General features: G+C 53.3%; 18 protein-coding genes and 1 tRNA gene. 8 read left to right on the top strand and 11 right to left on the bottom strand.

Features of this window, described 5'->3' with window-relative positions:
- Positions 1-116: 116 nt before the first annotated feature.
- Positions 117-1313 (top strand): methionine gamma-lyase, encoded by a 1197-nt coding sequence (gene megL / locus OGY33_RS01025; protein WP_008786414.1) that lies wholly within the window; start codon positions 117-119, stop codon positions 1311-1313.
- Positions 1314-1430: 117 nt separating this feature from the next.
- Entirely contained in the window at positions 1431-2729 is a 1299-nt protein-coding gene (locus tag OGY33_RS01020) for an aromatic amino acid transport family protein (RefSeq protein WP_043018665.1), read from the top strand.
- 35 nt (positions 2730-2764) lie between these two features.
- Here the strand turns inward: OGY33_RS01020 and OGY33_RS01015 are convergent, their stop codons facing one another.
- The 10 genes from OGY33_RS01015 to OGY33_RS00970 all read right to left on the bottom strand — a co-directional run bounded on the left by OGY33_RS01015 (position 2765) and on the right by OGY33_RS00970 (position 14902).
- The gene (locus tag OGY33_RS01015; RefSeq protein ID WP_048215339.1) at positions 2765-3967 is read right to left on the bottom strand and encodes a sigma-54 interaction domain-containing protein; all 1203 of its coding nucleotides are present in this window, start codon (positions 3965-3967) and stop codon (positions 2765-2767) included.
- Between the two features lie 176 nt (positions 3968-4143).
- Positions 4144-5148 carry a dipeptide ABC transporter ATP-binding subunit DppF gene (dppF, locus tag OGY33_RS01010; RefSeq protein ID WP_003827418.1) on the bottom strand — a complete coding sequence of 335 codons (1005 nt, stop codon included), beginning with the start codon at positions 5146-5148 and terminating at the stop codon, positions 4144-4146.
- Complete coding sequence (gene dppD, locus OGY33_RS01005; protein ID WP_003024317.1) at positions 5145-6128, bottom strand: dipeptide ABC transporter ATP-binding protein; 984 nt, start codon at positions 6126-6128, stop codon at positions 5145-5147. Before dppD ends, dppF begins: the two co-directional genes overlap by 4 nt.
- 10 nt (positions 6129-6138) lie before the next feature.
- Complete coding sequence (gene dppC / locus OGY33_RS01000) at positions 6139-7041, bottom strand: dipeptide ABC transporter permease DppC (RefSeq protein WP_048215338.1); 903 nt, start codon at positions 7039-7041, stop codon at positions 6139-6141.
- A 9-nt stretch (positions 7042-7050) separates the two neighbouring features.
- Positions 7051-8070, bottom strand: coding sequence for a dipeptide ABC transporter permease DppB (gene dppB, locus OGY33_RS00995; RefSeq protein ID WP_032945322.1), 1020 nt, complete (start codon positions 8068-8070; stop codon positions 7051-7053).
- A 166-nt stretch (positions 8071-8236) separates the two neighbouring features.
- Complete coding sequence (dppA, locus tag OGY33_RS00990; RefSeq protein WP_003827414.1) at positions 8237-9844, bottom strand: dipeptide ABC transporter periplasmic-binding protein DppA; 1608 nt, start codon at positions 9842-9844, stop codon at positions 8237-8239.
- A gap of 829 nt (positions 9845-10673) precedes the next feature.
- Positions 10674-10750, bottom strand: a tRNA-Pro gene (locus tag OGY33_RS00985).
- 91 nt (positions 10751-10841) lie between these two features.
- Positions 10842-12536, bottom strand: coding sequence for a kdo(2)-lipid A phosphoethanolamine 7''-transferase (eptB, locus tag OGY33_RS00980; RefSeq protein WP_032945323.1), 1695 nt, complete (start codon positions 12534-12536; stop codon positions 10842-10844).
- A gap of 210 nt (positions 12537-12746) precedes the next feature.
- A complete protein-coding gene (locus OGY33_RS00975; RefSeq protein ID WP_020996062.1) occupies positions 12747-13949 on the bottom strand; it encodes an L-lactate MFS transporter in 1203 nt (400 codons plus the stop codon).
- A 251-nt stretch (positions 13950-14200) separates the two neighbouring features.
- A complete protein-coding gene (locus OGY33_RS00970) occupies positions 14201-14902 on the bottom strand; it encodes an autotransporter outer membrane beta-barrel domain-containing protein (protein WP_003827405.1) in 702 nt (233 codons plus the stop codon).
- Positions 14903-15061: 159 nt separating this feature from the next.
- Here OGY33_RS00970 and tag point away from each other — a divergent pair, with 159 nt between their 5' ends.
- Positions 15062-15631, top strand: coding sequence for a DNA-3-methyladenine glycosylase I (gene tag / locus OGY33_RS00965; RefSeq protein WP_103014702.1), 570 nt, complete (start codon positions 15062-15064; stop codon positions 15629-15631).
- A complete protein-coding gene (locus tag OGY33_RS00960; protein WP_003827401.1) occupies positions 15621-16061 on the top strand; it encodes an N-acetyltransferase in 441 nt (146 codons plus the stop codon). The genes tag and OGY33_RS00960 overlap by 11 nt, the downstream gene beginning before the upstream one ends.
- On the opposite strand, the gene OGY33_RS00955 is transcribed toward OGY33_RS00960, so the two are convergent.
- Positions 16030-18363 (bottom strand): molybdopterin guanine dinucleotide-containing S/N-oxide reductase, encoded by a 2334-nt coding sequence (locus OGY33_RS00955; RefSeq protein ID WP_048215333.1) that lies wholly within the window; start codon positions 18361-18363, stop codon positions 16030-16032. The two genes, OGY33_RS00960 and OGY33_RS00955, sit on opposite strands and share 32 nt — an antisense overlap.
- 159 nt (positions 18364-18522) lie before the next feature.
- On the opposite strand from OGY33_RS00955, the gene OGY33_RS00950 reads away from it, so the two are divergent.
- The 4 genes from OGY33_RS00950 to OGY33_RS00935 all read left to right on the top strand — a co-directional run bounded on the left by OGY33_RS00950 (position 18523) and on the right by OGY33_RS00935 (position 22097).
- Positions 18523-19185 (top strand): OmpA family lipoprotein, encoded by a 663-nt coding sequence (locus OGY33_RS00950; protein ID WP_003827397.1) that lies wholly within the window; start codon positions 18523-18525, stop codon positions 19183-19185.
- Between the two features lie 104 nt (positions 19186-19289).
- Positions 19290-20306, top strand: coding sequence for a LacI family DNA-binding transcriptional regulator (locus tag OGY33_RS00945; RefSeq protein WP_103014700.1), 1017 nt, complete (start codon positions 19290-19292; stop codon positions 20304-20306).
- Between the two features lie 99 nt (positions 20307-20405).
- Positions 20406-21155, top strand: a complete 750-nt coding sequence (locus tag OGY33_RS00940) for a sugar phosphate isomerase/epimerase family protein (RefSeq protein ID WP_079934331.1) — start codon at positions 20406-20408, stop codon at positions 21153-21155.
- Positions 21156-21158: 3 nt separating this feature from the next.
- Positions 21159-22097: a sugar kinase gene (locus tag OGY33_RS00935; protein ID WP_048215329.1), complete on the top strand. Its 939-nt coding sequence runs from the start codon at positions 21159-21161 to the stop codon at positions 22095-22097.
- The last annotated feature ends 29 nt before the right edge of the window (positions 22098-22126 follow it).

Raw genomic sequence — 22126 nt, 5'->3', positions numbered from 1 at the left:
CTGCCGACCATTAGTTCAGACAAAAACATAACACATTGATATCTATCAGTTCATTTTCTGGCACAGCGATTGCTATTTGACTGTGAGCTGTTCTGTTCCGAATTAAAGGAGATATCATGTCTGACTGTCGTACTTACGGATTCAACACCCAGATCGTTCACGCGGGGCAACAACCCGACCCTTCAACTGGCGCGCTTAGTACGCCTATTTTCCAGACCTCAACGTTTGTTTTTGACAGCGCCGAACAAGGTGCCGCTCGCTTTGCGCTCGAAGAGTCCGGGTACATTTACACCCGCTTGGGTAACCCCACCACCGATGCGCTGGAGAAAAAGCTGGCGGTACTGGAAAGAGGTGAAGCCGGGTTGGCAACCGCGTCCGGTATTTCTGCTATCACCACAACGCTGTTGACGCTTTGCCAGCAGGGTGACCATATCGTTTCCGCCAGCGCGATTTACGGCTGCACCCACGCGTTTTTGTCGCACAGCATGCCGAAGTTTGGGATTAACGTCAGCTTTGTCGACGCGGCAAAGCCTGAAGAAATCCGCGCCGCCATGCGACCAGAAACCAAAGTTGTGTATATCGAAACGCCCGCCAACCCAACGCTGTCGCTGGTCGACATTGAAACGGTGGCCGGTATCGCCCATCAACAGGGCGCATTGCTGGTGGTGGATAACACCTTTATGTCGCCGTACTGTCAGCAGCCTTTGCAACTGGGTGCGGATATTGTGGTTCACAGCGTCACCAAATATATCAACGGTCACGGGGATGTGATTGGCGGCATCATTGTTGGTAAGCAGGAGTTTATCGACCAGGCGCGGTTTGTAGGCCTGAAAGATATCACCGGCGGCTGCATGAGTCCTTTCAATGCGTGGTTAACACTGCGCGGCGTTAAAACGCTGGGCATTCGTATGGAACGCCACTGTGAAAATGCGCTGAAAATCGCCCGCTTCCTCGAAGGGCATCCATCTATTACTCGGGTGTATTATCCTGGCCTGACTTCGCATCCACAGTATGAGTTGGGCCAGCGGCAAATGAGCCTGCCAGGTGGAATTATCAGCTTCGAAATCGCCGGCGGCCTCGAGGCTGGTAGGCGGATGATCAATTCTGTAGAATTGTGCCTCCTCGCGGTCAGTCTCGGTGATACCGAAACCCTCATTCAGCACCCAGCGTCTATGACACATTCGCCCGTTGCACCTGAGGAACGGCTCAAAGCAGGTATTACCGACGGGCTTATCCGTCTTTCTGTGGGTCTTGAAGATCCAGAAGATATTATTAACGACCTTGAACACGCCATCAGAAAGGCAACATTCTGACCAATATGGCCTGAACCGACGTCGTTCGGTTCAGGTTGTTGAGAATCAAGGCACAACAGTCTGGCAATACACGCGATCCTCTTTCGGGGAGAACGTGTATTTTGGGCAGGGGGTTCTATGCAGGACAACACATTACAATTAAGCAACAATACAGCAACCGCCGTACCATTCTCAAAAAAAATACCGTTTACGAAATACGATTTTGGCTGGGTATTACTGTGTATCGGCATGGCCATTGGTGCCGGAACGGTACTGATGCCGGTACAAATTGGCTTAACAGGCATTTGGGTATTTATCGTTGCCTTTATTATTGCTTATCCGGCAACTTATATTGTGCAGGATATTTATTTAAAAACATTATCAGAAAGCGAAACCTGTAATGACTACACGGATATTATAAGTCATTATCTGGGAAAAAACTGGGGCGTATTTCTTGGCGTCATCTATTTTCTGATGATTATTCACGGCATATTTATTTATTCCTTATCCGTGGTTTTTGACAGCGCCTCATATATCAAAACCTTCGGCTTGACCGAGGCCGATCTTTCGCAGTCGATAATCTATAAAGTGGCCATTTTTGCCGTGCTGGTCGCCATTGCTTCCGGGGGAGAAAAACTGCTGTTCAAAATCTCCGGCCCGATGGTGGTGGTCAAAGTGGGTATCATCATCGTATTTGGTTTTGCGATGGTTCCGCACTGGAACTTCGCTAATATCAGCGCCTTCCCTGAAGCATCGGTCTTCTTTCGTGATGTACTGCTAACCATCCCGTTCTGCTTCTTCTCAGCGGTGTTTATTCAGGTGTTGAACCCAATGAACATCGCCTACCGCAAACGGGTGGCAGACCGGGTGCTGGCTACGCGTATGGCAATCCGTACGCATCGCATCAGTTACATTACTCTGATTGCTGTCATTCTGTTTTTCTCCTTCTCTTTTACCTTTTCCATTAGCCATGAAGAGGCCGTTTCGGCTTTCGAACAAAATATTTCAGCACTGGCGCTGGCGGCTCAGGTCATTCCTGGGCAGATTATTCATATCACCTCAACGGTATTAAATATCTTCGCCGTATTAACCGCGTTCTTTGGTATTTATCTGGGATTCCACGAAGCGATCAAAGGTATTATTCTCAACGTTCTGAGCCGCGTCATTGACGTTGAGAAAATTAATCCGTTGGTGCTTACGCTGGGTATTTGCACCTTTATTGTTATCACCCTGGTCATTTGGGTGTCATTTCGCGTATCGGTACTGGTGTTCTTCCAGTTAGGTAGCCCGCTTTACGGGATTGTGTCGTGTATTATTCCGTTCTTCCTGATCTATAAAGTAACGCAACTGGAAAAACTGCGCGGACTGAAAACCTGGTTGATCCTGCTGTACGGAATTCTGCTGTGCCTGTCGCCCTTATTGAAGCTGATTGAATAACCCATGTATATCGCGCCGTCAGACGCTGGCGGCGCTTAACCCACACTCTCCAGCTGATAGCCGCGAATTTTATTCAGCACCGTGGTGTGCGACACACCCAGCGCTTTGGCGATATGCCGTGACGACACATTATCTTCCACCATCTGTTCAATGAGCTGGCGTTCAGCGCAGAGAACCTGCTCTTTAAAAGGACGTTCTGTCGCGCCCCGCTCAACGGCAGGCAAATTCACCATCCCTAATTCTTCCCGCGTAATAACATCGGATTCCGCCATCAGCATCAGGCGAATAATGGTATTTTCCAGTTCGCGCACGTTTCCCGGCCAGGTGTGATGGTGCAGGGCATCAAAACAGGCTTTATCCAGAATGATCCGCCGCTGGAATTCCTTCGCGTATTTCTGCACAAAGTGGCGAATCAGCAGGCTGATATCCTGTGGGCGCTCGCGCAAAGGTGGAATGGTCAGTGAAAGCACGTTGATGCGGTAATAGAGATCGGCGCGCAGCAGACGTTGTTCCACCATCTCTTCCAGATTGGCATTGGTTGCCACAATAATGCGCACATTGACCGGAATAATATGCGCTCCGCCAACGCGCCGAATCCCGCCATCCTGAAGCACGCGCAGGAGTTTAGCCTGTAAGCTCAGCGACATTTCGCCAAACTCATCGAGAAAAAGGGTGCCTTTATCGGCCATTTCAAACAGCCCTTTTTTGCCTTTACAATCCGCGCCGCTGAAAGCCCCTTTCTCATAGCCAAAGAATTCACTCTCCATTAGCGACTCAGGTAGCGCAGAGCAGTTGACCGGAATAAACGGATAAAAACGTCGCTGCCCGGAATTATGGATAGCCCGGGCCAGCAGCTCTTTACCGGTCCCCGTATCGCCACGGATCAGAACGGTATATTTGCTGTCGGCAATTTTTATCGCCTTTTCGATAAGCGCGTGCATGCTCTGGCTGCTGCAAATAATGTCAGAGAAATAGCGCGGTCGTTCCGGCTCCGGCGTTGACAGCTCACTTATCTCCTCACAGAGGTAAGCGACATGAATAATATCGGCGCGCTGGCTTAAACAGGATTGCACACAGGAAATATCCTGTAGCTGGCGGCACCAGGATTTAATCAGGATCCGCCCAGGCGTGACTTTCATGGAGATGATATTGATATCACAGCAGGAAAACTCCTTCAGGACATCCTCAACCATCGACAGACGATCAATTGTTTTAATATCCCAGCGTATCGTGACCACATTTGCTCCTGGTAGTTAGCAACTGCGAAATAGATATTTCTGTGACTAGAGGAAATCTGACTACATTCTAGACGCTGTGGAATAATGTTCTGCCAAAGGACTCACATTGTGGACGTAAAGAGAAAATATAAAAAAACCGGAGCACAAGGCTCCGGTTATCGGGTCATAACCCAGGTTTATTGCTGTGGGTTCTCATCCTGGTCAACGGCAAAACACGCCACCAGTTGACCGCCGTAATCTTTCAACTGCGGCTGAAGCTGGGTACACGGACCAAAGCGACGACGGCAGCGGGCATTAAACGCGCAGCCCGGCGGCGGATTCAGCGGGCTTGGCAGTTCACCGGTCAGCTTGATACGCTCACGGCGATCGTCCGGGTTCAGACGCGGCGTTGCGGAGAGCAGCGCTTGCGTGTACGGATGACGCGGATTATTGAAGATTTGGTCCTTCGTCCCTTTCTCCACGCAGCGGCCTAAATACATCACCATCACTTCATCGGCAATGTGCTCGACCACCGACAGGTCGTGCGAGATAAAGACGTATGACAGCCCCAGTTCCTGCTGCAAATCCATCATCAGATTCAGCACCTGCGCACGCACCGAAACGTCCAGCGCTGAGACCGGTTCATCGGCAATCACCACGTCCGGGTCAAGCATCAGACCGCGAGCGATGGCAATACGCTGACGCTGACCGCCGGAGAACATATGCGGATAGCGGTCGTAGTGTTCGGTTTTCAGCCCCACTTTCGCCATCATCGCCAGCGCTTTTTCACGACGCTCCTCTTTGCTGAGCGTGGAGTTGATCAGCAGCGGCTCTTCCAGAATCTGTCCCACTTTTTTACGCGGGTTCAGGGAACCGTACGGGTTCTGGAATACAATCTGGATTTTCTGCCGACGCAGCTTTTGCGCCTGCGGGTCGTGCTTAAGCAGATCCTGTCCCTGGTAATACAGCTCACCGCCGGTCGGGACTTCAATCATCGTCAGCAGGCGGCCAAGGGTGGATTTCCCACAGCCCGACTCGCCTACCACCGCCAGCGTTTTACCACGCTCTAAGGTAAAGGAGACGCCGTCCAGCGCTTTCACCAGGCGCTCCGGGGCGAACATGCCCTTTTTCACCGGGTAGTGTTTTTTCAGATCAATAGCCTGCAACAGCGGCTGTGGCAAAGCGGCCTTTTGCGTACTCATAGCCCAGGCCTCCCGGCATCATCAAGTGGGTAGTGGCATTTCGACTGACGACCGCCTTCCAGCAGGTTCAGTTCAGGTTCTTCAGCGCGGCATTTGTCGGTCGCATAGGGGCAGCGTGGGTTCAGCAAACAGCCGCTCGGGCGGTCGTATTTCCCGGGAACCACGCCCGGCAGCGAGGCCAGACGTGCTTTATCCTGAGCAAACTCCGGCAGCGCGCGCAGCAGCGCCTGGGTGTAAGGATGACGCGGCGCGCGGAAAATATCCTGCGCGGCTCCGGTTTCTACCACCTGGCCGGCGTACATCACGATGATTTTGTGTGCCGCTTCAGCCACCAGCGCCAGATCGTGCGTGATTAAGACCAGCGCCATGTTCTCTTTTTGCTGCAATTCCAGCAGTAGCTCGATGATCTGCGCCTGAATAGTCACATCCAGCGCCGTTGTCGGTTCGTCGGCAATCAGCAGTTTCGGACGACAGGCTATCGCCATCGCGATCATCACGCGCTGGCTCATCCCACCGGACAACTGGTGAGGATATACATCCAGACGTGAGGCCGGATCGGGGATACCCACCAGCGTCAGCAGGTCTATTGCCCGCTGAATACGCGTTTTTTTGTTGCCGCCCTGGTGCACTTTAATAGCTTCCATAATCTGGTAGCCGACGGTGTAGCAGGGGTTAAGGCTGGTCATCGGGTCCTGGAAGATCATCGCCACTTCCGCGCCCACTAACTGGCGACGCTCTTTCTCAGAGATGCGCTTCAGGTCGCGACCATTAAACTCCAGATTTTCGGCCATAACGCGGCCTGGGTAGTCAATCAGTCCCATAATCGCCAGCGAACTGACGGACTTACCAGAGCCGGACTCTCCTACAATGCCAACCACTTCACCCTGATTCACACTGTAGCTAATGCGGTCTACGGCGCGGAATTCGGAACCTACGTCGCCGAAATGCACCGATAATTTATCTACATTTAATAACGCCATCTCGAACCTCTTACTGCTTCAGTTTGGGATCGAGCGCGTCACGCAGACCGTCACCCATCAGGTTAAATGCCAGCACCGTCAACAGGATCGCCAGCCCCGGGAAGGTCACAACCCACCAGGCGCTTTGGGCAAACTGCAGAACGTCAGAGAGCATGGTGCCCCATTCCGGCGTAGGCGGCTGTGCGCCCATCCCCAAGAAGCCGAGGGCAGCCATATCGAGAATGGCGTTAGAGAAGCCAAGCGACGCCTGAACAATCAGCGGCGCAAGACAGTTAGGAAGAATGTTGACGAACATCTGGCGCATCGCGCCGGCTCCCGCCACGCGAGATGCTGTGACGTAGTCGCGGTTAACCTCCACCAGCACGGCGGCGCGCGTCAAACGGACATAGTGCGGCAATGCCACGAACGTCAGCGCCAGCGCGGCGTTGCCAATCGAGGGGCCAAATACCGCCACCAGCACCAGCGCCAGCAACAGGCTCGGCAATGCCAGCATGATATCGACCACACGCATGATGACGTTATCAACAATCCCGCCAAAGTAACCGGCGATCAGCCCAAGAACCACGCCCATCAGCAGGGAGAGTACTACCACCAGACAGCCGACCAACAGCGACAGACGCGCACCGTACATCAGGCGGGACAACACGTCGCGGCCTACATCATCAGTACCAAACAGATGCGCCATGGTACCGCCGTCCTGCCACGCGGGAGGAGCCAGCAGCGTATCGCGGAACTGGTCTGCCGGGTTGTAGGGTGCGAGGACGTTGGCAAAGACCGCAATCAGGATCATCACCACAACGTACACCAGCCCAACAACCGCACCTTTGTTGCGTTTAAAATAGTGCCAGAACTCCTGCAGCGGAGTCATCGGCACCGGTGCAGCAATAACTTTATTTTCAGTAACCTGTGACATGATGGCCCCTTACTTCTTATGCCGAATACGCGGGTTCACCACGCCGTACAGCAGGTCTACCAGCAGGTTGACGAGAATAATCATCGTCGCGACCAGCAGCACCCCGCCCTGCACCACCGGATAATCGCGGCGTTGCAGCGCATCGATCAGCCAGCGCCCCAGCCCCGGCCACGAGAAGATGGTCTCGGTCAGAATCGCCCCGGCCAGCAGCGTACCAACCTGCAGGCCGATAACGGTCACCACGGGCAGCATCGCGTTACGCAGAGCGTGAATAATGATGACGCGCATACGGGTCAGGCCTTTGGCGCGCGCGGTACGGATGTAATCTTCACCCAGCACTTCCAGCATCGATGAACGGGTCATACGCACAATGACCGCCAGGGGAATGGTACCCAGCACCATCGCAGGCAGGATCATATGCGCCAACGCATCAATAAAGTTGCCCTCTTCACCCCAGATGGCGGTGTCGATCAGCATAAAGCCGGTTAGCGGATTGGAATCATCAAGGAACACCATGTCGCTCACCCGCCCAGAAACTGGCGTCAGGTTCAACTGCACGGAAACCAGCATGATCAGCATCATGCCCCACCAGAAAATCGGCATAGAGTAACCGGTCAGCGCCAGGCCAACTGCCGTGTGATCGAAAATGGAGCCGCGCTTAACGGCAGCAAGTACACCCACTGGGATACCCACTGCGACGGCGAAAATCATCGCGCAGACGCCGAGTTCCAGCGTTGCTTTGAAGCGAGGTACGAACTCTTCCCACACCGGTAAGCGGCTTTTCAGTGAGATACCTAAATCACCATGCATAACCCCCCAGATATAGTGGAGGTACTGCTGCCACATCGGCTTATCCAGACCGAGTTCAGCCAACAGTTGAGCATGACGCTCAGGGGAGATCCCACGTTCACCCGCCATGATCATAACCGGATCGCCGGGGATCATATGGACAAAGGCAAAGGTGAGAAGAGTGATACCGATAAACGTGGGGATGACGAGTCCCAAACGTCGGAGAATGAACTGCAACATAACCCGGATTCTCTCTAATGACGCACGGCCTGGAACCGTGAGTCTGTATTGCTCACAAATCTTATCCCACGCAAACTGCATCGCGGGTAAAGCATTACACCGGAGGGCGCTGCGCTTATCCGGCCTACACAATACCGGGGCGCAGCGCTTCCTGAATTGCTTTTAATTATTCGACAGAGACATTTTCGAAGTGGTGTTTGCCTAATGGATCAACCACATAGCCTTTCACTTCTTTACGCACTGGTTCGTACACGGTGGAGTGAGCAACAATCAGAGCCGGAGCCTGGTCGTGCATAACAACCTGAGCTTGCTTGTACAGTTCAATACGTTTGTTGTGATCGTCGGTCGCACGCGCCGGCTGGATCAGGTCTTCAAACGGCTTGTAGCACCAGCGAGAGTAGTTAGAACCGTCTTTCGCTGCCGCACAGCTGAACAAGGTCGCGAAGAAGTTGTCCGGATCCCCGTTGTCACCGGTCCAACCCATCATCACCGCCTGATGCTCACCCGCTTTGGCGCGTTTCAGATACTCGCCCCACTCGTAGGTCACAATCTTGGCCTGAACGCCAATTTTCGCCCAGTCAGCCTGAACCATTTCTGCCATACGACGTGCGTTCGGGTTATATGGACGCTGTACAGGCATAGCCCACAGCTCAACGGTAAAGCCTTTGTCCTGACCAGCTTCCTTCAGCAGCGCTTTAGCCTTCTCAGGATCGTAGGTGTAGTCTTTAACGTCGTCGTTATAGCCCCACATGGTCGGCGGGATCAGGTTTTTCGCGGCAACGCCAGCGCCCTGATAAACCGCTTTGATGATCGCTTCTTTGTTTACCGCGTAGGTCAGCGCCTGACGGACTTTCACGTCATCAAACGGTTTCTTCTCGGTGTTGAAAGAGAGGTAGCCCACGTTCAGACCCGCCTGCTCCATCAGGTTGATGTTTTTATCCTGCTTCATGCGCGCGATGTCTGCCGGGTTCGGGTACGGCATCACCTGGCACTCGTTCTTCTGCAGTTTGGCGTAACGCACGGAAGCGTCAGGCGTAATGGAGAAGACCAGACGGTCGATCTGCGGCTTGGTGCCCCAGTAACCTTCGAATGCTTTATACAGAATACGGGAGTCTTTCTGGTACTGCTGCAGCTGGAACGGACCGGTACCAATTGGATTCAGATCCACTTTCTCCGGAGAACCGGCTTTCAGCATGTTGTCAGCATATTCTTTGGAAAGAATAGAAGCGAAGTCCATCGCCAGGTCAGCCAGGAACGGCGCTTCCGGGCGAGTCAGCACGAACTGAACGGTTTTATCGTCCACTTTTTTCACTTCGGAGATCAGATCCGGCAGACCCATCCCTTCGAAGTATTCATAGCTGCCGCCAGAGACTTTATGGTACGGGTTCTGGGCATTTTTCTGACGATCGAAAGAGAACACCACGTCATCGGCGTTAAAATCGCGCGTCGGTTTAAATTCTTTGTTGTCCTGCCACTTCACGCCCTGACGCAGGTGGAAAGTGTAGGTTTTGCCGTCTTCGCTGATTTCCCACTTCTCAGCAAGGCCCGGGATCACTTCAGTCGTACCGGTTTTGAACTCGACCAGGCGGTTATAGATCGGTACGGAGCTGGCATCATAGGTGGTGCCAGAGGTGAAAAGCTGCGGGTTAAAGCCTTCAGGAGATCCTTCTGAACAATAAACCAGAGTTTTAGCCTGTACGCTTGCTGCGACGGTCATAGCCACCAGGCTCAGACCAAGCTTCAGCATCCCTGACTTCTTCAAGGAAATACTCATTCTTCTGCTCCAATGTGATGTTTGTTGTTTTACCCTTTGCAGTGGGTTTGCACCGCCTGGCCTTTTTTGTTTTTTACCCGGCCGGGTCGGCGTTAAGAGGATGGGGATTCCGTTCACATAAGCGACTGAGTTGCAGTGCGGATTCTCCATGAAATGCCCCTCATACCCTACAATCTGTCAACAGAATGTGAAAACGTCAATACAGGTCACCGTGATTTACGCCAACGGTGAGAATTCACAAACAAAGATTAAAAAAAGTGCGGAAGGACATTTTCAGCAGGGAAATTTGTGCTACGCGTACTATGCCAGAATAAACATCTTCATATTTCGCAACATTTGGTGATTAACATTTATGCAATTTATTCAAACTTTCTAAATTAATGCTGCATATCTGAGCGATTAATACCATGAACGTTAAAGCGCACAGCGGAAAATGCCAGCTTCAGCCATAAGTAGCGCAAAAAAAGTTTCAAGCAAATATAAAAAAAGGCAATGGAATATGTCACAGAATCGTTAACAGTCAGTGGGAAGTGGTGCACAATTTTTGCAGATAAAATGAAGGTCAAACGTGGGGTCGGAAAAACAAAAAATACGCCCTGCCAGCGCTTCGCCTGTAGGCCGGATAAGGCGCTTGCGCCGCATCCGGCAATGTCTGTTATAGCGTGATGTTTTGCCTGATGGCGCTTCGCCTGTAGGCCGGATAAGGCGCCTGCGCCGCATCCGGCAGTGTCTGTTATAGCGTGATGTTTTGCCTGATGGCGCTTCGCTTATCAGGCCTACAAAAGCCACAAATGCAAAAAACCCGCTCAGAGAGCGGGCTTTTCTAATTTGGTCGGTGATAGAGGATTCGAACCTCCGACCCCTTCGTCCCGAACGAAGTGCGCTACCAGGCTGCGCCAATCACCGAATGCGGGGCGCATCTTACTGCTCAGCTGCGCGCCCGTCAATCCCTTAGTATCAAAATGCCATTTGATCGGCGAGAAAGTCAGCAGCTCAGTTACTGGGCTGTCGCCTTATTCGCGTCCGGGATACGGCACCAGTTATTATTCTCGTTAATACCGCCATTTGGCGAGGTATAACCGAGGCAACCCAAAATGGTGTCGTACAGTTCCACATGACGACGCGGCACCTTCATATCAGCTTCTTGCTTAAGGTGTGCAAACGCCTTCGCATGGTCGGGGTCTTCCAGATATTTGTCAGACATCCACACCATCATAGGAACGCGGAACTGCTCAGGTGGCGCCATTTTACGCGGCGTACCGTGCAGATGCTCGCGCTCGTTAATCGACTCACCGTGATCGGCGGCGTAAAACACGATCGCTTTCTTATCGCGTAGCTGATCAAACACTTTGGTAATAAAGTGATCAACATAGGTTACCGAGTTATCGAATGAGTTGATCATCTCAGCTTTCGAGCAACCGCTATCAACATTGACACATTCCGGCTTCCACTGCGCATAATCACGGGTATAGCGCTGGGTGTAGTTAAAATGCGAGCCCTTGGTATGCAGAATAATCAGATGTTTGCCACCATCTTCATTATTTTGCAGAGACTGCTGCATCTCGGTAATCAACAGCATATCGTCAACGTTCTTGCCACGGTTGCGCGGCTCTGCGCCAATCTGCTCACGATAGGCGATGTTCTCCGCCATGGTGTTACTATAGAACCACATCTCGCTTTGCATCGCGTAAAGATCGGTCTTGAACCCTAACTGGCCGAGCACGGAGAAGACGTTTTGTTCTTTCAGAGTACGCTGCGGGTTTTCTTCTGCCCCACCCTCACGCACAAACATGCAACGCAGCGAAAGTTTGGTTGCCGTATCACAGGAATATCCACGGAAGGCGGCCAGATTTTTCTCCTGGGCGAGCCTTGGCGTGGTATTACGCTCATAGCCAAAAATCCCCATATGATCCCAGCGGGTCGTTTCGCCGATAATAAAGACCACATAGGTGTCGTCGAGGTTTTTGGGTGCAACATAGGTAAACTTCTTCGCCGGGTTCATCAACGATTTGTTGTCTGAGGATTCATCCACCTGTGCCCAGGCGTACAGACCCAGCGCGGAGAGCCAGTTTGACGGCAGATAGGAATTCGCCACTACCCCGCCATAGCTGGGTAAATCGATTCCCGTTGCTCGCTCAACGCTTCTCTGTTGCATGCTCAGCAGGCGAATCGGGACCCATACCATCAGACCAGCCAGTAAAACTACCGCCACGCTGCGCCATCTCATGCCAGGCGTACGGATCTGTTTCATCAGGGTATAGCGGCAGCGATTACTCCAAATCAGAACCAACGGTAAAATGCTGACCGAAACCAGCCACACGACAAAATGCCAGCCAACCACTTCTTTCGATAAATCAATATCCGTGGTCATTACGGAGGCAATAATACCGTAACCAATTACCACGTTCAGGAAGGTCATGTAATAGCTGGCACCGGCAGAACACAGCACCACTAACGTTGTCAGGACACGCCAGGCGCGCCGACCAAATAAAGAGAGAAGTCGTAGTAAAAAGAAGGTCACCAGCACAGTGCCGGCTAATTCAACAACCGCAGAGAGTCCTTTCCAGACGGTAAACTCGTGTGCATATCCGCTAAAGCGCCGGAAAAATACAGCACAGTTCATAAACAAACCGATATAGATTGCCAGCAGGAAACTGAGTTTCTGCTGCGTCATCGACTTAATATATCTCATGCAAACAAACCCTGGGAATCGGGATTAAAACACCCTGAGCAGTAGTCAAACAGACCAGGCAGGGGAAAATGCGACAACAGCAGAAGTGAAATGTCTACGGGCGCGGGTAAGTAGACCACAGGAGGGGGAAAAAGTGCTTATGGAGAATGCAAATGGCGCATATATTTTTGTAAATATATGCGCCAGGTATTAATCAGACTACTAATAGGTTTAGGCGTGCGCCTCGGTATATACGCTACGCTGTGGCTGGCGGATGGTGGTGGAGAGTGCCAGTGAGATGATTAACAGCGCAAAGATAACGCAGAAGGTCACATAGAAACCGCCGAACAGCGAGGCGATAATGGAACCACAAATGCTGCCGATACCGAAACCTAAGTAAATGACGCCGTAGTTTTTAGCAAGGTTATTCAAACCGAAGAACTCGCTCACCAGTGACGGGAACACGGTGATGGTACCGCCAAAGTTAAATGCTACACAGGCAATCGCCGCGAAGAAGGTCGCATCATTCAGCGGGGCGAACAGCAGTGCCGCCATACCGACCAGCGAAACGACCTGCCCAATGGTGATAACGCGAATACGAGAGATTTTGTCGGACAGAATCCCCAGAACCAGACGACCTGACAGGTTAGCGATAGAAATGACGGTAACCGCATTTGCCGCCGTTGCCACATCCATATGCGCCAGGCTTTGTGCAATATCTTTCGCCACGCCAATCACATATAGTCCACTCATACACGCCGTCAGGAACATCACTGCCAGCATCCAGTACTGCGGTTTACGCATGGACTGCGCCAGGGTGTAGTCATTCTCAACCACGCCATTTTTCGTTTTCACTTCCTGATTCGGCGCGTCTTTCATCAGCGTGGAGCCAAAGACGATCATCACCAGCACAATCGCGCCCCAAATCATGAAGGTTTTTTCCAGACCCACAGTGCTCAACAGTTGGCTGTCGATGAATTTAAAACCGAGGCTGCCAAGACCGTAAGAACCGATGGCAAAGGCGGAAATCAGCCCTTTACGCTCAGGGAACCATTTTACACAGTTGGAAAGTGTTAACAGGTAGCCTGCGCCATCCGCCAGACCGACCAATACACCGGCGCTCAGCCACAGCATAATCAGGCTGTCAGAGTGGGCGGTTAAGAAGAAGCCGACACCCAGTAAAATACCGGAGGCCATGGTGACGCGTTTCACGCCAAAACGTTCCTGCAGTTTCCCGGCGACGGAAGAAGAAATTGCCAGCCCGAGGCTCAGCAGGCCAAAGGAAAAGGCAACCTGACTCACCGGCGCATCAAGCTTAGAAGAGAGCGCACCGTTAAACAGGCTCCAGGTATAAACAGAACCTAAAGCAAATTGGGTAATGATGGTGCCGATCAGTGTCAGCCAGCGGGTACGCTGATAATCAGAAGTTTTCATGGCAGTCTTCCTGCATAAACAAAATGGGAAATTCTCTGCCAACAACCATACCGAAGCGCTTTTATGAGCAGGAGAAAACGGCATGAAATGCCGCCAGGACGGAATGAAATGCCTGGAATGCGGAATGAATGACGAGACAAAAAGTCGGGTTACTGAATTTTATCGCATGAGTTAGTACACGCTATCGCTGGAGTGCGTGTGATTGTTGATCTCAACATGTAATCAAGATGTTTATATGCTGATTACTTACGTTAAAATTTGGCGCTCACTCCCATGGTGTACATATAGTCGCTGTTGTTGGTACTGTTTTCCGCCTGCGAAAGCGCCGCGTAAGCCGCCATGTGCGGGTTCAACAGCATATCTGCACCGACGGTGACATCCACCCAGTTACCGTCCTGACCCGCTGCTGACATGCGGCTGAGACCCGACTGCGCCTTCCAGATATTCTCGCCAAACTGCTGGTTATAGCTGATTTGCGCCCACGGACGCACATCACCGAACTGCGAATTGACACGCCAACCCAACGAACTCACGCTGGCATGCCACAGCGGATCGTTCTGCGTTACCGACGTCGCGCTATCGCCAAATTCGTTGTAAGTAGATGTGGTTGAACCGTCATAATGCAGCGCGGCAACCGGACCAGTTGTCACCTGCCTTGAAAGCGGGAAGTTCCAGCCCATACTCATGCCGCTGGTCGCATCCATAGGCGTCTCATCCGCCAGATTCACCACGGGACCCGCCACGTTCTGAGTGGAACGAATACGTTCTTCCAGAATGTCGTTATAACGTGGTTGGTGATCGCTGTCCCATGTATAACGTTCAGCCGTATGCCCTGACATCGCATCAACGATATATTCTTGTTGCCAGCCATATGCTGTATTGATGGACAGCGCACAAACTACGACGCTCGCCAGAGTTAACCTTTGGCGACCACTACTGTTTCTTATAATCATCAACGCGACTCCAGAAAAGAGCCGAATTCGGCGATATTATTGTCATTGTGTGAAGGATATTGGGCCCATCAGGCCCTGTATTAAATATTGTCTTTTTAGCTGGCGCGTCAAGGCGGGCCGAATGAAATTTTTACGCCAGTAAAAACAGCGAGGAAGAATATGCAGCGTTGCGGATGGGTCAGCCAGGACCCACTTTACATTGCCTACCACGACAAGGAATGGGGCGTCCCCGAAACCGATGGTAAAAAGCTGTTCGAAATGATCTGCCTTGAGGGCCAGCAGGCCGGGTTATCGTGGATTACCGTGCTCAAGAAACGGGAAAACTATCGCCACGCCTTCCACCATTTTGACCCGGAAAAAGTGGCGGCCATGACCGAAGAGGATGTGGAAAGGCTGGTACTGGATGCCGGCATTATTCGTCATCGCGGAAAAATTCAGGCCATTATCGGCAACGCTCGCGCTTTTCTGACGATGGCGCAAAACGGAGAGTCGTTTAGCGAATTCGTCTGGTCATTTGTTGATAACCAACCGCAAGTGACTCACGCCGCCAATCTGAGCGATATTCCCACCTCCACGCCTGCGTCAGACGCGCTGTCTAAAGCGTTAAAAAAACGCGGATTTAAGTTTGTCGGCACCACCATTTGTTACTCCTTTATGCAGGCGTGCGGCCTGGTCAACGACCATGTCACCAGCTGCATCTGTTATCCGGGAGAACAACATGATTCGTGAATCCAAGGCTGAAGATCTGCCGTCAATTCTGGCGCTGTGGATGGAAAGCACAATCCATGCCCATCCATTTATCGAAGAGCGCTACTGGCGCGAAAGTGAATCCGTGGTGCGGGATGTTTATCTGCCAGCCGCGCAAACCTGGGTTTGGGAAGAAGAAGGCGAGCTCAAAGGCTTTGCCAGCGTGATTGACGACCGCTTTCTCGGCGCGCTGTTTGTCGCACCTGCCGCCATCAGAAGCGGGATCGGCAAAGCGCTGGTGCAGCATGTCCAGCAGCGCTTTTCGATACTCAGCCTTGAGGTATACCAGAAGAATCAATCAGCGGTGAACTTCTACCATGCGCTGGGTTTTCGTATTGAAGACGGCGCATGGCAGGAAGAGACTCACCACCCCACGTGGATTATGGGCTGGCAGGCGGATCAAACGCCGTAAGCGCCAACGTTGGTCCGCTATATTTTTCAAGCCACGCCAGCGCGGTGTTGCCCGCGCAGCCATTCCCCAGCTTCGAGCTGGGGAGATCTTTGGTCAGCACGTTGACGGCGCCATTTTTACAAATACCGTTCGCTGCGAGATCCAAATCAGGCCAGGCGCCTTCATGAATACAGATGACGCCGGGTTTAATACCCGCCGTCACCACCGCGCCCGCCAGAACTTGCCCGCGCTGGTTCCACACCCTGACCGTATCGCCATCCGCAATGCCGCGCGCGTGGGCGTCCTGCGGATGAATCGTTATCGGCTCACGATCCGCTACCGCGTACTGCTCACGTAGCGCACTGTAGTTAAGCTGACTATGCAAACGGTGCGCCGGGTGGGCGGAAAGCAGCTGTAGCTGGTCCGGTTCAGCGTTACCGAACCACTCATCCGGCTCCAGCCACATCGGGTGTCCCGCGCAGTCCGCGTAGCCGTAACCTGCAATCCTCGCGGAGTAGATTTCAATTTTGCCGCTGTCCGTTTTCAGCGGATGCGCCTGCGGGTCGCGGCGAAAATCCGCAAAACGGATAAACTGTGCGCTGGCGGCGTTTTCCGGCATTTCGATCAGGGCGTTGCGCTGCCAAAACTCGGCGAAAGGCGGCAATGTCACCTGCTGACTGGCCCCACGTTGCCCGGCAATATTGTAAAAAGTCTCCAGCCACGCCAGTTCGCTTTTACCTTCGGTGAACCGTTCATATCCGCCCTTTTCCCAGCGCTCACTCAGCTCGGCAAAGACATCAAAATCATTTCGCGCTTCGTCCTGCGGCGGTACGACCTGCTTCATCGGCACCAGGTGCTGGTTGCTGTAATCGCCAGTCATGGTCAAATCATTACGCTCAAAGGAGGTGGTTGCTGGCAGCACGATATCAGCATGCTTTGCTGCTGCGGTCCAGAAACACTCCGAGATGACCACCAGCTCCGGTTTTTGCCAGGCGCGAATTAAACGGTTAGTGTCCTGATGATGGGTGAAGTTAGCGCCACCCGCCCACCACAGCATACGGATGTCCGGGAAATGGCGGTCCATGCCGTTGTGCTGGTAAAAACCGCCGGGATTTTCCAGCGCTTCGACAATTCGCGCCACCGGGATTTTATCTACCGCGTCGGTGCCGCCTTTAACGCTGCCCTGCATTGAAGCCAGCACCGCAGCCCGGCGCGTTGGGTTGCCGCCGTTGGCAAAATGGTACGACAGCCCAAAACCGCCGCCTGGCGTCCCGATTTGTCCGAGCATGGCGGCCAGGGTGACAATCATCCAGTGTTTCTGCTCGCCATACTGTTGGCGCTGCATGCCCCATCCGGCCATCAGCATGGTGGTATTTTGGTGAAATATCGCTGCAAGTTCGCGTATCTTCGCTGCCGGAATACCACAAATCTCTGCCGCCCATTTTGCCGTTTTTGCAACATCGTCAGATTTACCCAGCAGATAGTCGGCAAAACGGTCATATCCGGTAGTACACCGGGAGAGAAAGTCCTCGTCATGCCAGCCGTTTTCCACCAGCGTATGCGCGATGCCCAGCATCAGCGCTACGTCGGTCCCCATATGCGGGGCAATCCATTCCATCTTATCGCCAAAGAAATCGACGCTTTCCGATCGCATCGGATCGATACAGATCAACCGTTTACCGCTGTCGCGCAATGCCTCAAAGTACGCGAGGCCCTGCTCATCGGACGCGTTCCAGGCAATCTTCAGGGTATTCAGCGGATTGGCGCTCCACAACACCACCACCTCGCTGTTCTCCAGCACCACCGGCCAGCTGGTTTGCTGCTGGTAAACTTCGTTCCCGCCCACCACGTACGGCATGATCGCTTGCGCAGCCCCCGTCGAGTAATCCCCCAGATGCCCGGTATAACCGCCCGCCAGCGCCATATAACGCTGTAACAGGGTCGCCGCTTTGTGTAACACGCCGTTGGAACGCCAGCCGTACGAACCGGCAAAAATTGAGGCCGGGCCGTAGCTGTCACGGATGCGTTTATGCTGCGTATGGATAAGATTCAGCGCGTCGTCCCAACTGACACGAACAAACTCATCCTGCCCACGTACGCCCTGTGGGTTTTCCGGCGAGGCGAGAAACCCTTTACGCACCATCGGAAAACGTACCCGCGTTTTACTGTGAACCTGGTCGCGCACCACGGTTTGCAAAGAGTTGGGATGAGCGGTGGGCAGCGCGCCACGCGAGGAGAAAACCGTCTCACCATCAGTGTCGACGAGGATTGGTCCCCAGTGGGCGGCGGTTAACACCGAGTAATGTGCGGGTGAATTAGCCAAGATGGCGCTCCTGAATGCGATGTGACGGATTATTTATTATGCCGTTCAATGTTACTTACAAATTTCAGAGTCTTCCCTGGAATTTTCTTCATGTTCACACGTCATAATCAACCGCCACGGTCGCTGTGGCAAAGAAGAAAAAGTCATTAAGGAATTAAGATGAAGAAACGTGTATTTGTTATTGCTGCCATCGTGAGCGGCGCCCTGGCGGTTTCTGGCTGCACAACAAACCCTTACACCGGCGAACGCGAAGCGGGTAAATCCGGCATTGGCGCAGGTATTGGCTCTCTGGTCGGCGCGGGCATTGGCGCACTCTCTTCTTCGAAGAAAGATCGCGGCAAAGGCGCACTGATTGGCGCAGCGGCTGGCGCGGCCGTTGGCGGTGGTATCGGCTATTACATGGACGTGCAGGAAGCGAAACTGCGCGAAAAAATGCAGGGAACGGGCGTCAGCGTGACGCGCAGTGGCGATAACATCATTCTGAACATGCCAAACAACGTCACCTTCGACAGCAGCAGTGCCAACCTGAAGCCTGCGGGTGCTAACACCCTGACCGGCGTGGCGATGGTACTGAAAGAGTACAATAAAACCGCCGTCAACGTGCTGGGCTTCACCGACAGCACCGGCAGCCAGGATCTGAATATGCGTCTGTCACAGCAGCGCGCAGACTCCGTAGCCAGCGCCTTGATCACTCAAGGGGTCGCAGCTAACCGCATCCGCACTCAGGGTATGGGCCCGGCAAATCCGATCGCCAGTAACAGCACAGCGGAAGGTAAAGCGCAAAACCGCCGCGTAGAAATTACCTTAAGCCCGATCCAGTAACGTTTTGTGCCGGATGGAAGCAGACCGTATCCATCCGGCATGAAGCACTTGCCATCGTTGATTTTCGCGTTAAGGTGTTGTCACCAAATTCAGGGAAATCAGCGATGAGCAAATCAACACGGGCAACCATCAGCGATGTGGCGAAAGCTGCAAAAACCGGCAAGACCAGCATTTCACGTTATCTCAACGGTGAAAAGCACCTGCTTTCCGACGCGCTGCTGGCCCGCATTGAACAAGCCATTGCCGATCTCGACTACCGTCCCAGCCTGATGGCAAGAGGCCTGAAACATGGTCGTACCCGCCTGATTGGCCTGATCATCGCCGATATTACTAATCCCTACTCCGTCAACGTGCTAAGTGGTATTGAAGCCGCCTGTCGCGATAAAGGCTTTACCCCGCTGGTGTGTAACACCAACAACGAAGTGGATCAGGAACTGCATTATCTCGACCTGCTGCGCAGCTACCAGGTCGAAGGGATTGTGGTCAACGCCGTCGGGATGCGCGAAGAGGGGCTGAACCGCCTGCAACAGTCTGCGCTGCCGATGGTGCTGATTGACCGTAAAATTCCCGATTTCGCCTGTGATATGGTCGGGCTGGATAACACCCAGGCGGCAACGGTTGCCACCGAGCATCTGGTAGAGCAAGGTTTTGAAGCCATCCTGTTCCTCAGCGAACCACTCGGCATGGTGAATACCCGCCGCGAACGCCTGAGCGCTTTTCGTGCCACGCTCACGCAATACCCCGGCGTGATCGCGCAAAATGCCGAAGTCCCGCTCACGGACAATACGCAACTGGACGACACCCTGCGCCAGTTTCACCAGCAGCATCGTGGAATGCGCAAAGCCGTTATCTCTGCCAACGGTGCCCTCACGCTACAAGTAGCCCGCGCCCTGAAACGCATTGGCCTCAACTGGGGGAGCGACATTGGCCTACTCGGTTTTGACGAGCTGGAATGGGCCGAGCTGGCGGGCGTTGGTATTACCACATTGAAACAACCCACCTGGCAGATTGGTTACACCGCCGTTGAGCAGGTTGTGCGCCGGATCGATGGCGGCTCTGCGGCCATTCAGGAGCAGGTCTTCTCCGGCGAGCTGATCGTGCGCGGCTCTACCTGCCGTTAAATTACCTTCGTGATGGTGATCATAAATTCGACATCATAGGCTTTTCTTTGGAACCGGTTCCATCTAGCGTTATAACAAGAACGCTAGTCTGGAGTTTCCATGAAAAGAAAAATTATGGTGGTCACCGCCGCTTATGGGCACGACCAGGTACGGGCCGCAGGCGGGCAAACGGCAATGCTGCCCATCATCGCTGAAGCCGGTGCTGACGGCGTCGAAATCCGCCGCGAGCTATTAACCGACGTTGAGCTGAAGACGCTGTCCACGATGGCCTCTGCGATCGAAATCTTCGGCCTGCTGGCCTGTTACTCTGCGCCTGAACCGTTGTTCCTTGAGGACGGTAGCCTCAACCCCCGTCTTCCAGAACTACTTGAGGAAGCGCAGGCCTTGCAGGCACTGTGGTTAAAAGTCTCCCTCGGCCATTTTTCCCATACCGAACAGTTCGACGTTCTACGCCAATGGCTGGACAACAGCGGAATGGAGCTGGTTGTCGAGAACGATCAGACCGACTGCGGACGCCTGCAGCCGATGCAGCGCTTTAACGAAGCCTGTCAGGCGCAAAACCTGCCGATATCTTTAACCTTCGATATGGGCAACTGGCTGTGGGTGGGCGACTCCCCGCAACTGGCGGCGCAGAACCTGGCGTCAACCGTTGGGTATATCCATGTCAAAGCCGCAGTTGCACATCGCGACAGCTACCGCGCCGTACCGCCAGATACCGCCGATCCGCGCTGGCTGGCGCTGCTAAAAACGCTGCCCAACGATGTCCCACGCGGCATTGAGTTCCCCCTGGAAGGGCAGGATTTGGCGGCGGTTACCCGCCGCTACGTCGAGCTGTTACGCGAGGAGTAACGCATGAAAAATTCACTGGATGTGGTCACTATTGGTGAAGCGATGGCGATGTTTGTCGCCACGCAAACCGGCGAACTGGCGGATGTGGAGCAGTTTATCAAGCGCGTTGCAGGCGCGGAGCTCAACGTGGCGACCGGTCTTGCCCGTCTGGGCCTGAAGGTCGGTTGGGTGAGCCGTGTAGGCAACGACAGTTTTGGACGTTTTATCGTTAAGTCGCTGGAAAAAGAAGGGATTGATGCGCAGGGAGTCACCCAGGACGGGCGTTACGCTACTGGCTTTCAGCTTAAATCTAAGGTCGAAAATGGAACCGATCCCATTGTGGAATATTTCCGTAAAGGTTCCGCTGCCAGCCACCTCAGCATTGAGGATTACCACGAGAACTATTTTGCCAGCGCACGTCACTTGCACCTGAGCGGCGTGGCAGCCGCGCTTTCTGCCAGTTCCTATGAACTTCTGGCGCATACCGCCCGCACGCTGAAAGCCCAAGGGAAAACCATCTCCTTTGACCCAAATTTGCGCCCGGTATTGTGGAAAAGCGAAGCCGAAATGGTGGAAAAACTGAACCGCCTGGCATTTCAGGCTGACTGGGTTTTACCTGGGTTAAAAGAGGGCATGATTTTAACCGGTCAGCAGACGCCTGAAGCCATCGCCGACTTTTATCTGCGCCATGGGGTGAAGGCTGTGATCGTCAAAACCGGGGCTGATGGCGCCTGGTACAAAACCGCCAGCGGCGAACAAGGCTGCGTGGCACCGGTAAAAGTCGACAACGTGGTCGATACGGTCGGCGCAGGCGATGGCTTTGCCGTGGGCGTTATTAGCGCCCTGCTGGAAGGCCACTCGGTGCATCAGGCGGTGACACGCGGCAATAAAATTGGCGCACTGGCCATTCAGGTTCAGGGCGACAGCGAAGGATTACCCACACGTGAACAATTAGGGGAATAAACTCCCGGCCAACTCTGTACCCTACATAC

This window comes from Citrobacter sp. Cpo032 (genome assembly GCF_030332975.1).
GTDB lineage: Bacteria > Pseudomonadota > Gammaproteobacteria > Enterobacterales > Enterobacteriaceae > Citrobacter > Citrobacter portucalensis.
Note: the sequence above shows the minus strand (reverse complement) of the source record. Positions and strands in the feature narration are given on the sequence as shown.

Excerpts from the sequence above, each read along its gene's own strand:
- megL (WP_008786414.1), top strand. The coding sequence starts at position 117 with ATGTCTGACTGTCGTACTTACGGATTCAACACCCAGATCGTTCACGCG.
- OGY33_RS01020 (WP_043018665.1), top strand. The coding sequence starts at position 1,431 with ATGCAGGACAACACATTACAATTAAGCAACAATACAGCAACCGCCGTA.
- dppF (WP_003827418.1), bottom strand. The coding sequence starts at position 5,148 with ATGAGTACGCAAAAGGCCGCTTTGCCACAGCCGCTGTTGCAGGCTATT.
- dppD (WP_003024317.1), bottom strand. The coding sequence starts at position 6,128 with ATGGCGTTATTAAATGTAGATAAATTATCGGTGCATTTCGGCGACGTA.
- dppC (WP_048215338.1), bottom strand. The coding sequence starts at position 7,041 with ATGTCACAGGTTACTGAAAATAAAGTTATTGCTGCACCGGTGCCGATG.
- dppB (WP_032945322.1), bottom strand. The coding sequence starts at position 8,070 with ATGTTGCAGTTCATTCTCCGACGTTTGGGACTCGTCATCCCCACGTTT.
- dppA (WP_003827414.1), bottom strand. The coding sequence starts at position 9,844 with ATGAGTATTTCCTTGAAGAAGTCAGGGATGCTGAAGCTTGGTCTGAGC.
- eptB (WP_032945323.1), bottom strand. The coding sequence starts at position 12,536 with ATGAGATATATTAAGTCGATGACGCAGCAGAAACTCAGTTTCCTGCTG.
- OGY33_RS00975 (WP_020996062.1), bottom strand. The coding sequence starts at position 13,949 with ATGAAAACTTCTGATTATCAGCGTACCCGCTGGCTGACACTGATCGGC.
- OGY33_RS00970 (WP_003827405.1), bottom strand. The coding sequence starts at position 14,902 with ATGATTATAAGAAACAGTAGTGGTCGCCAAAGGTTAACTCTGGCGAGC.
- tag (WP_103014702.1), top strand. The coding sequence starts at position 15,062 with ATGCAGCGTTGCGGATGGGTCAGCCAGGACCCACTTTACATTGCCTAC.
- OGY33_RS00960 (WP_003827401.1), top strand. The coding sequence starts at position 15,621 with ATGATTCGTGAATCCAAGGCTGAAGATCTGCCGTCAATTCTGGCGCTG.
- OGY33_RS00950 (WP_003827397.1), top strand. The coding sequence starts at position 18,523 with ATGAAGAAACGTGTATTTGTTATTGCTGCCATCGTGAGCGGCGCCCTG.
- OGY33_RS00945 (WP_103014700.1), top strand. The coding sequence starts at position 19,290 with ATGAGCAAATCAACACGGGCAACCATCAGCGATGTGGCGAAAGCTGCA.
- OGY33_RS00940 (WP_079934331.1), top strand. The coding sequence starts at position 20,406 with ATGAAAAGAAAAATTATGGTGGTCACCGCCGCTTATGGGCACGACCAG.
- OGY33_RS00935 (WP_048215329.1), top strand. The coding sequence starts at position 21,159 with ATGAAAAATTCACTGGATGTGGTCACTATTGGTGAAGCGATGGCGATG.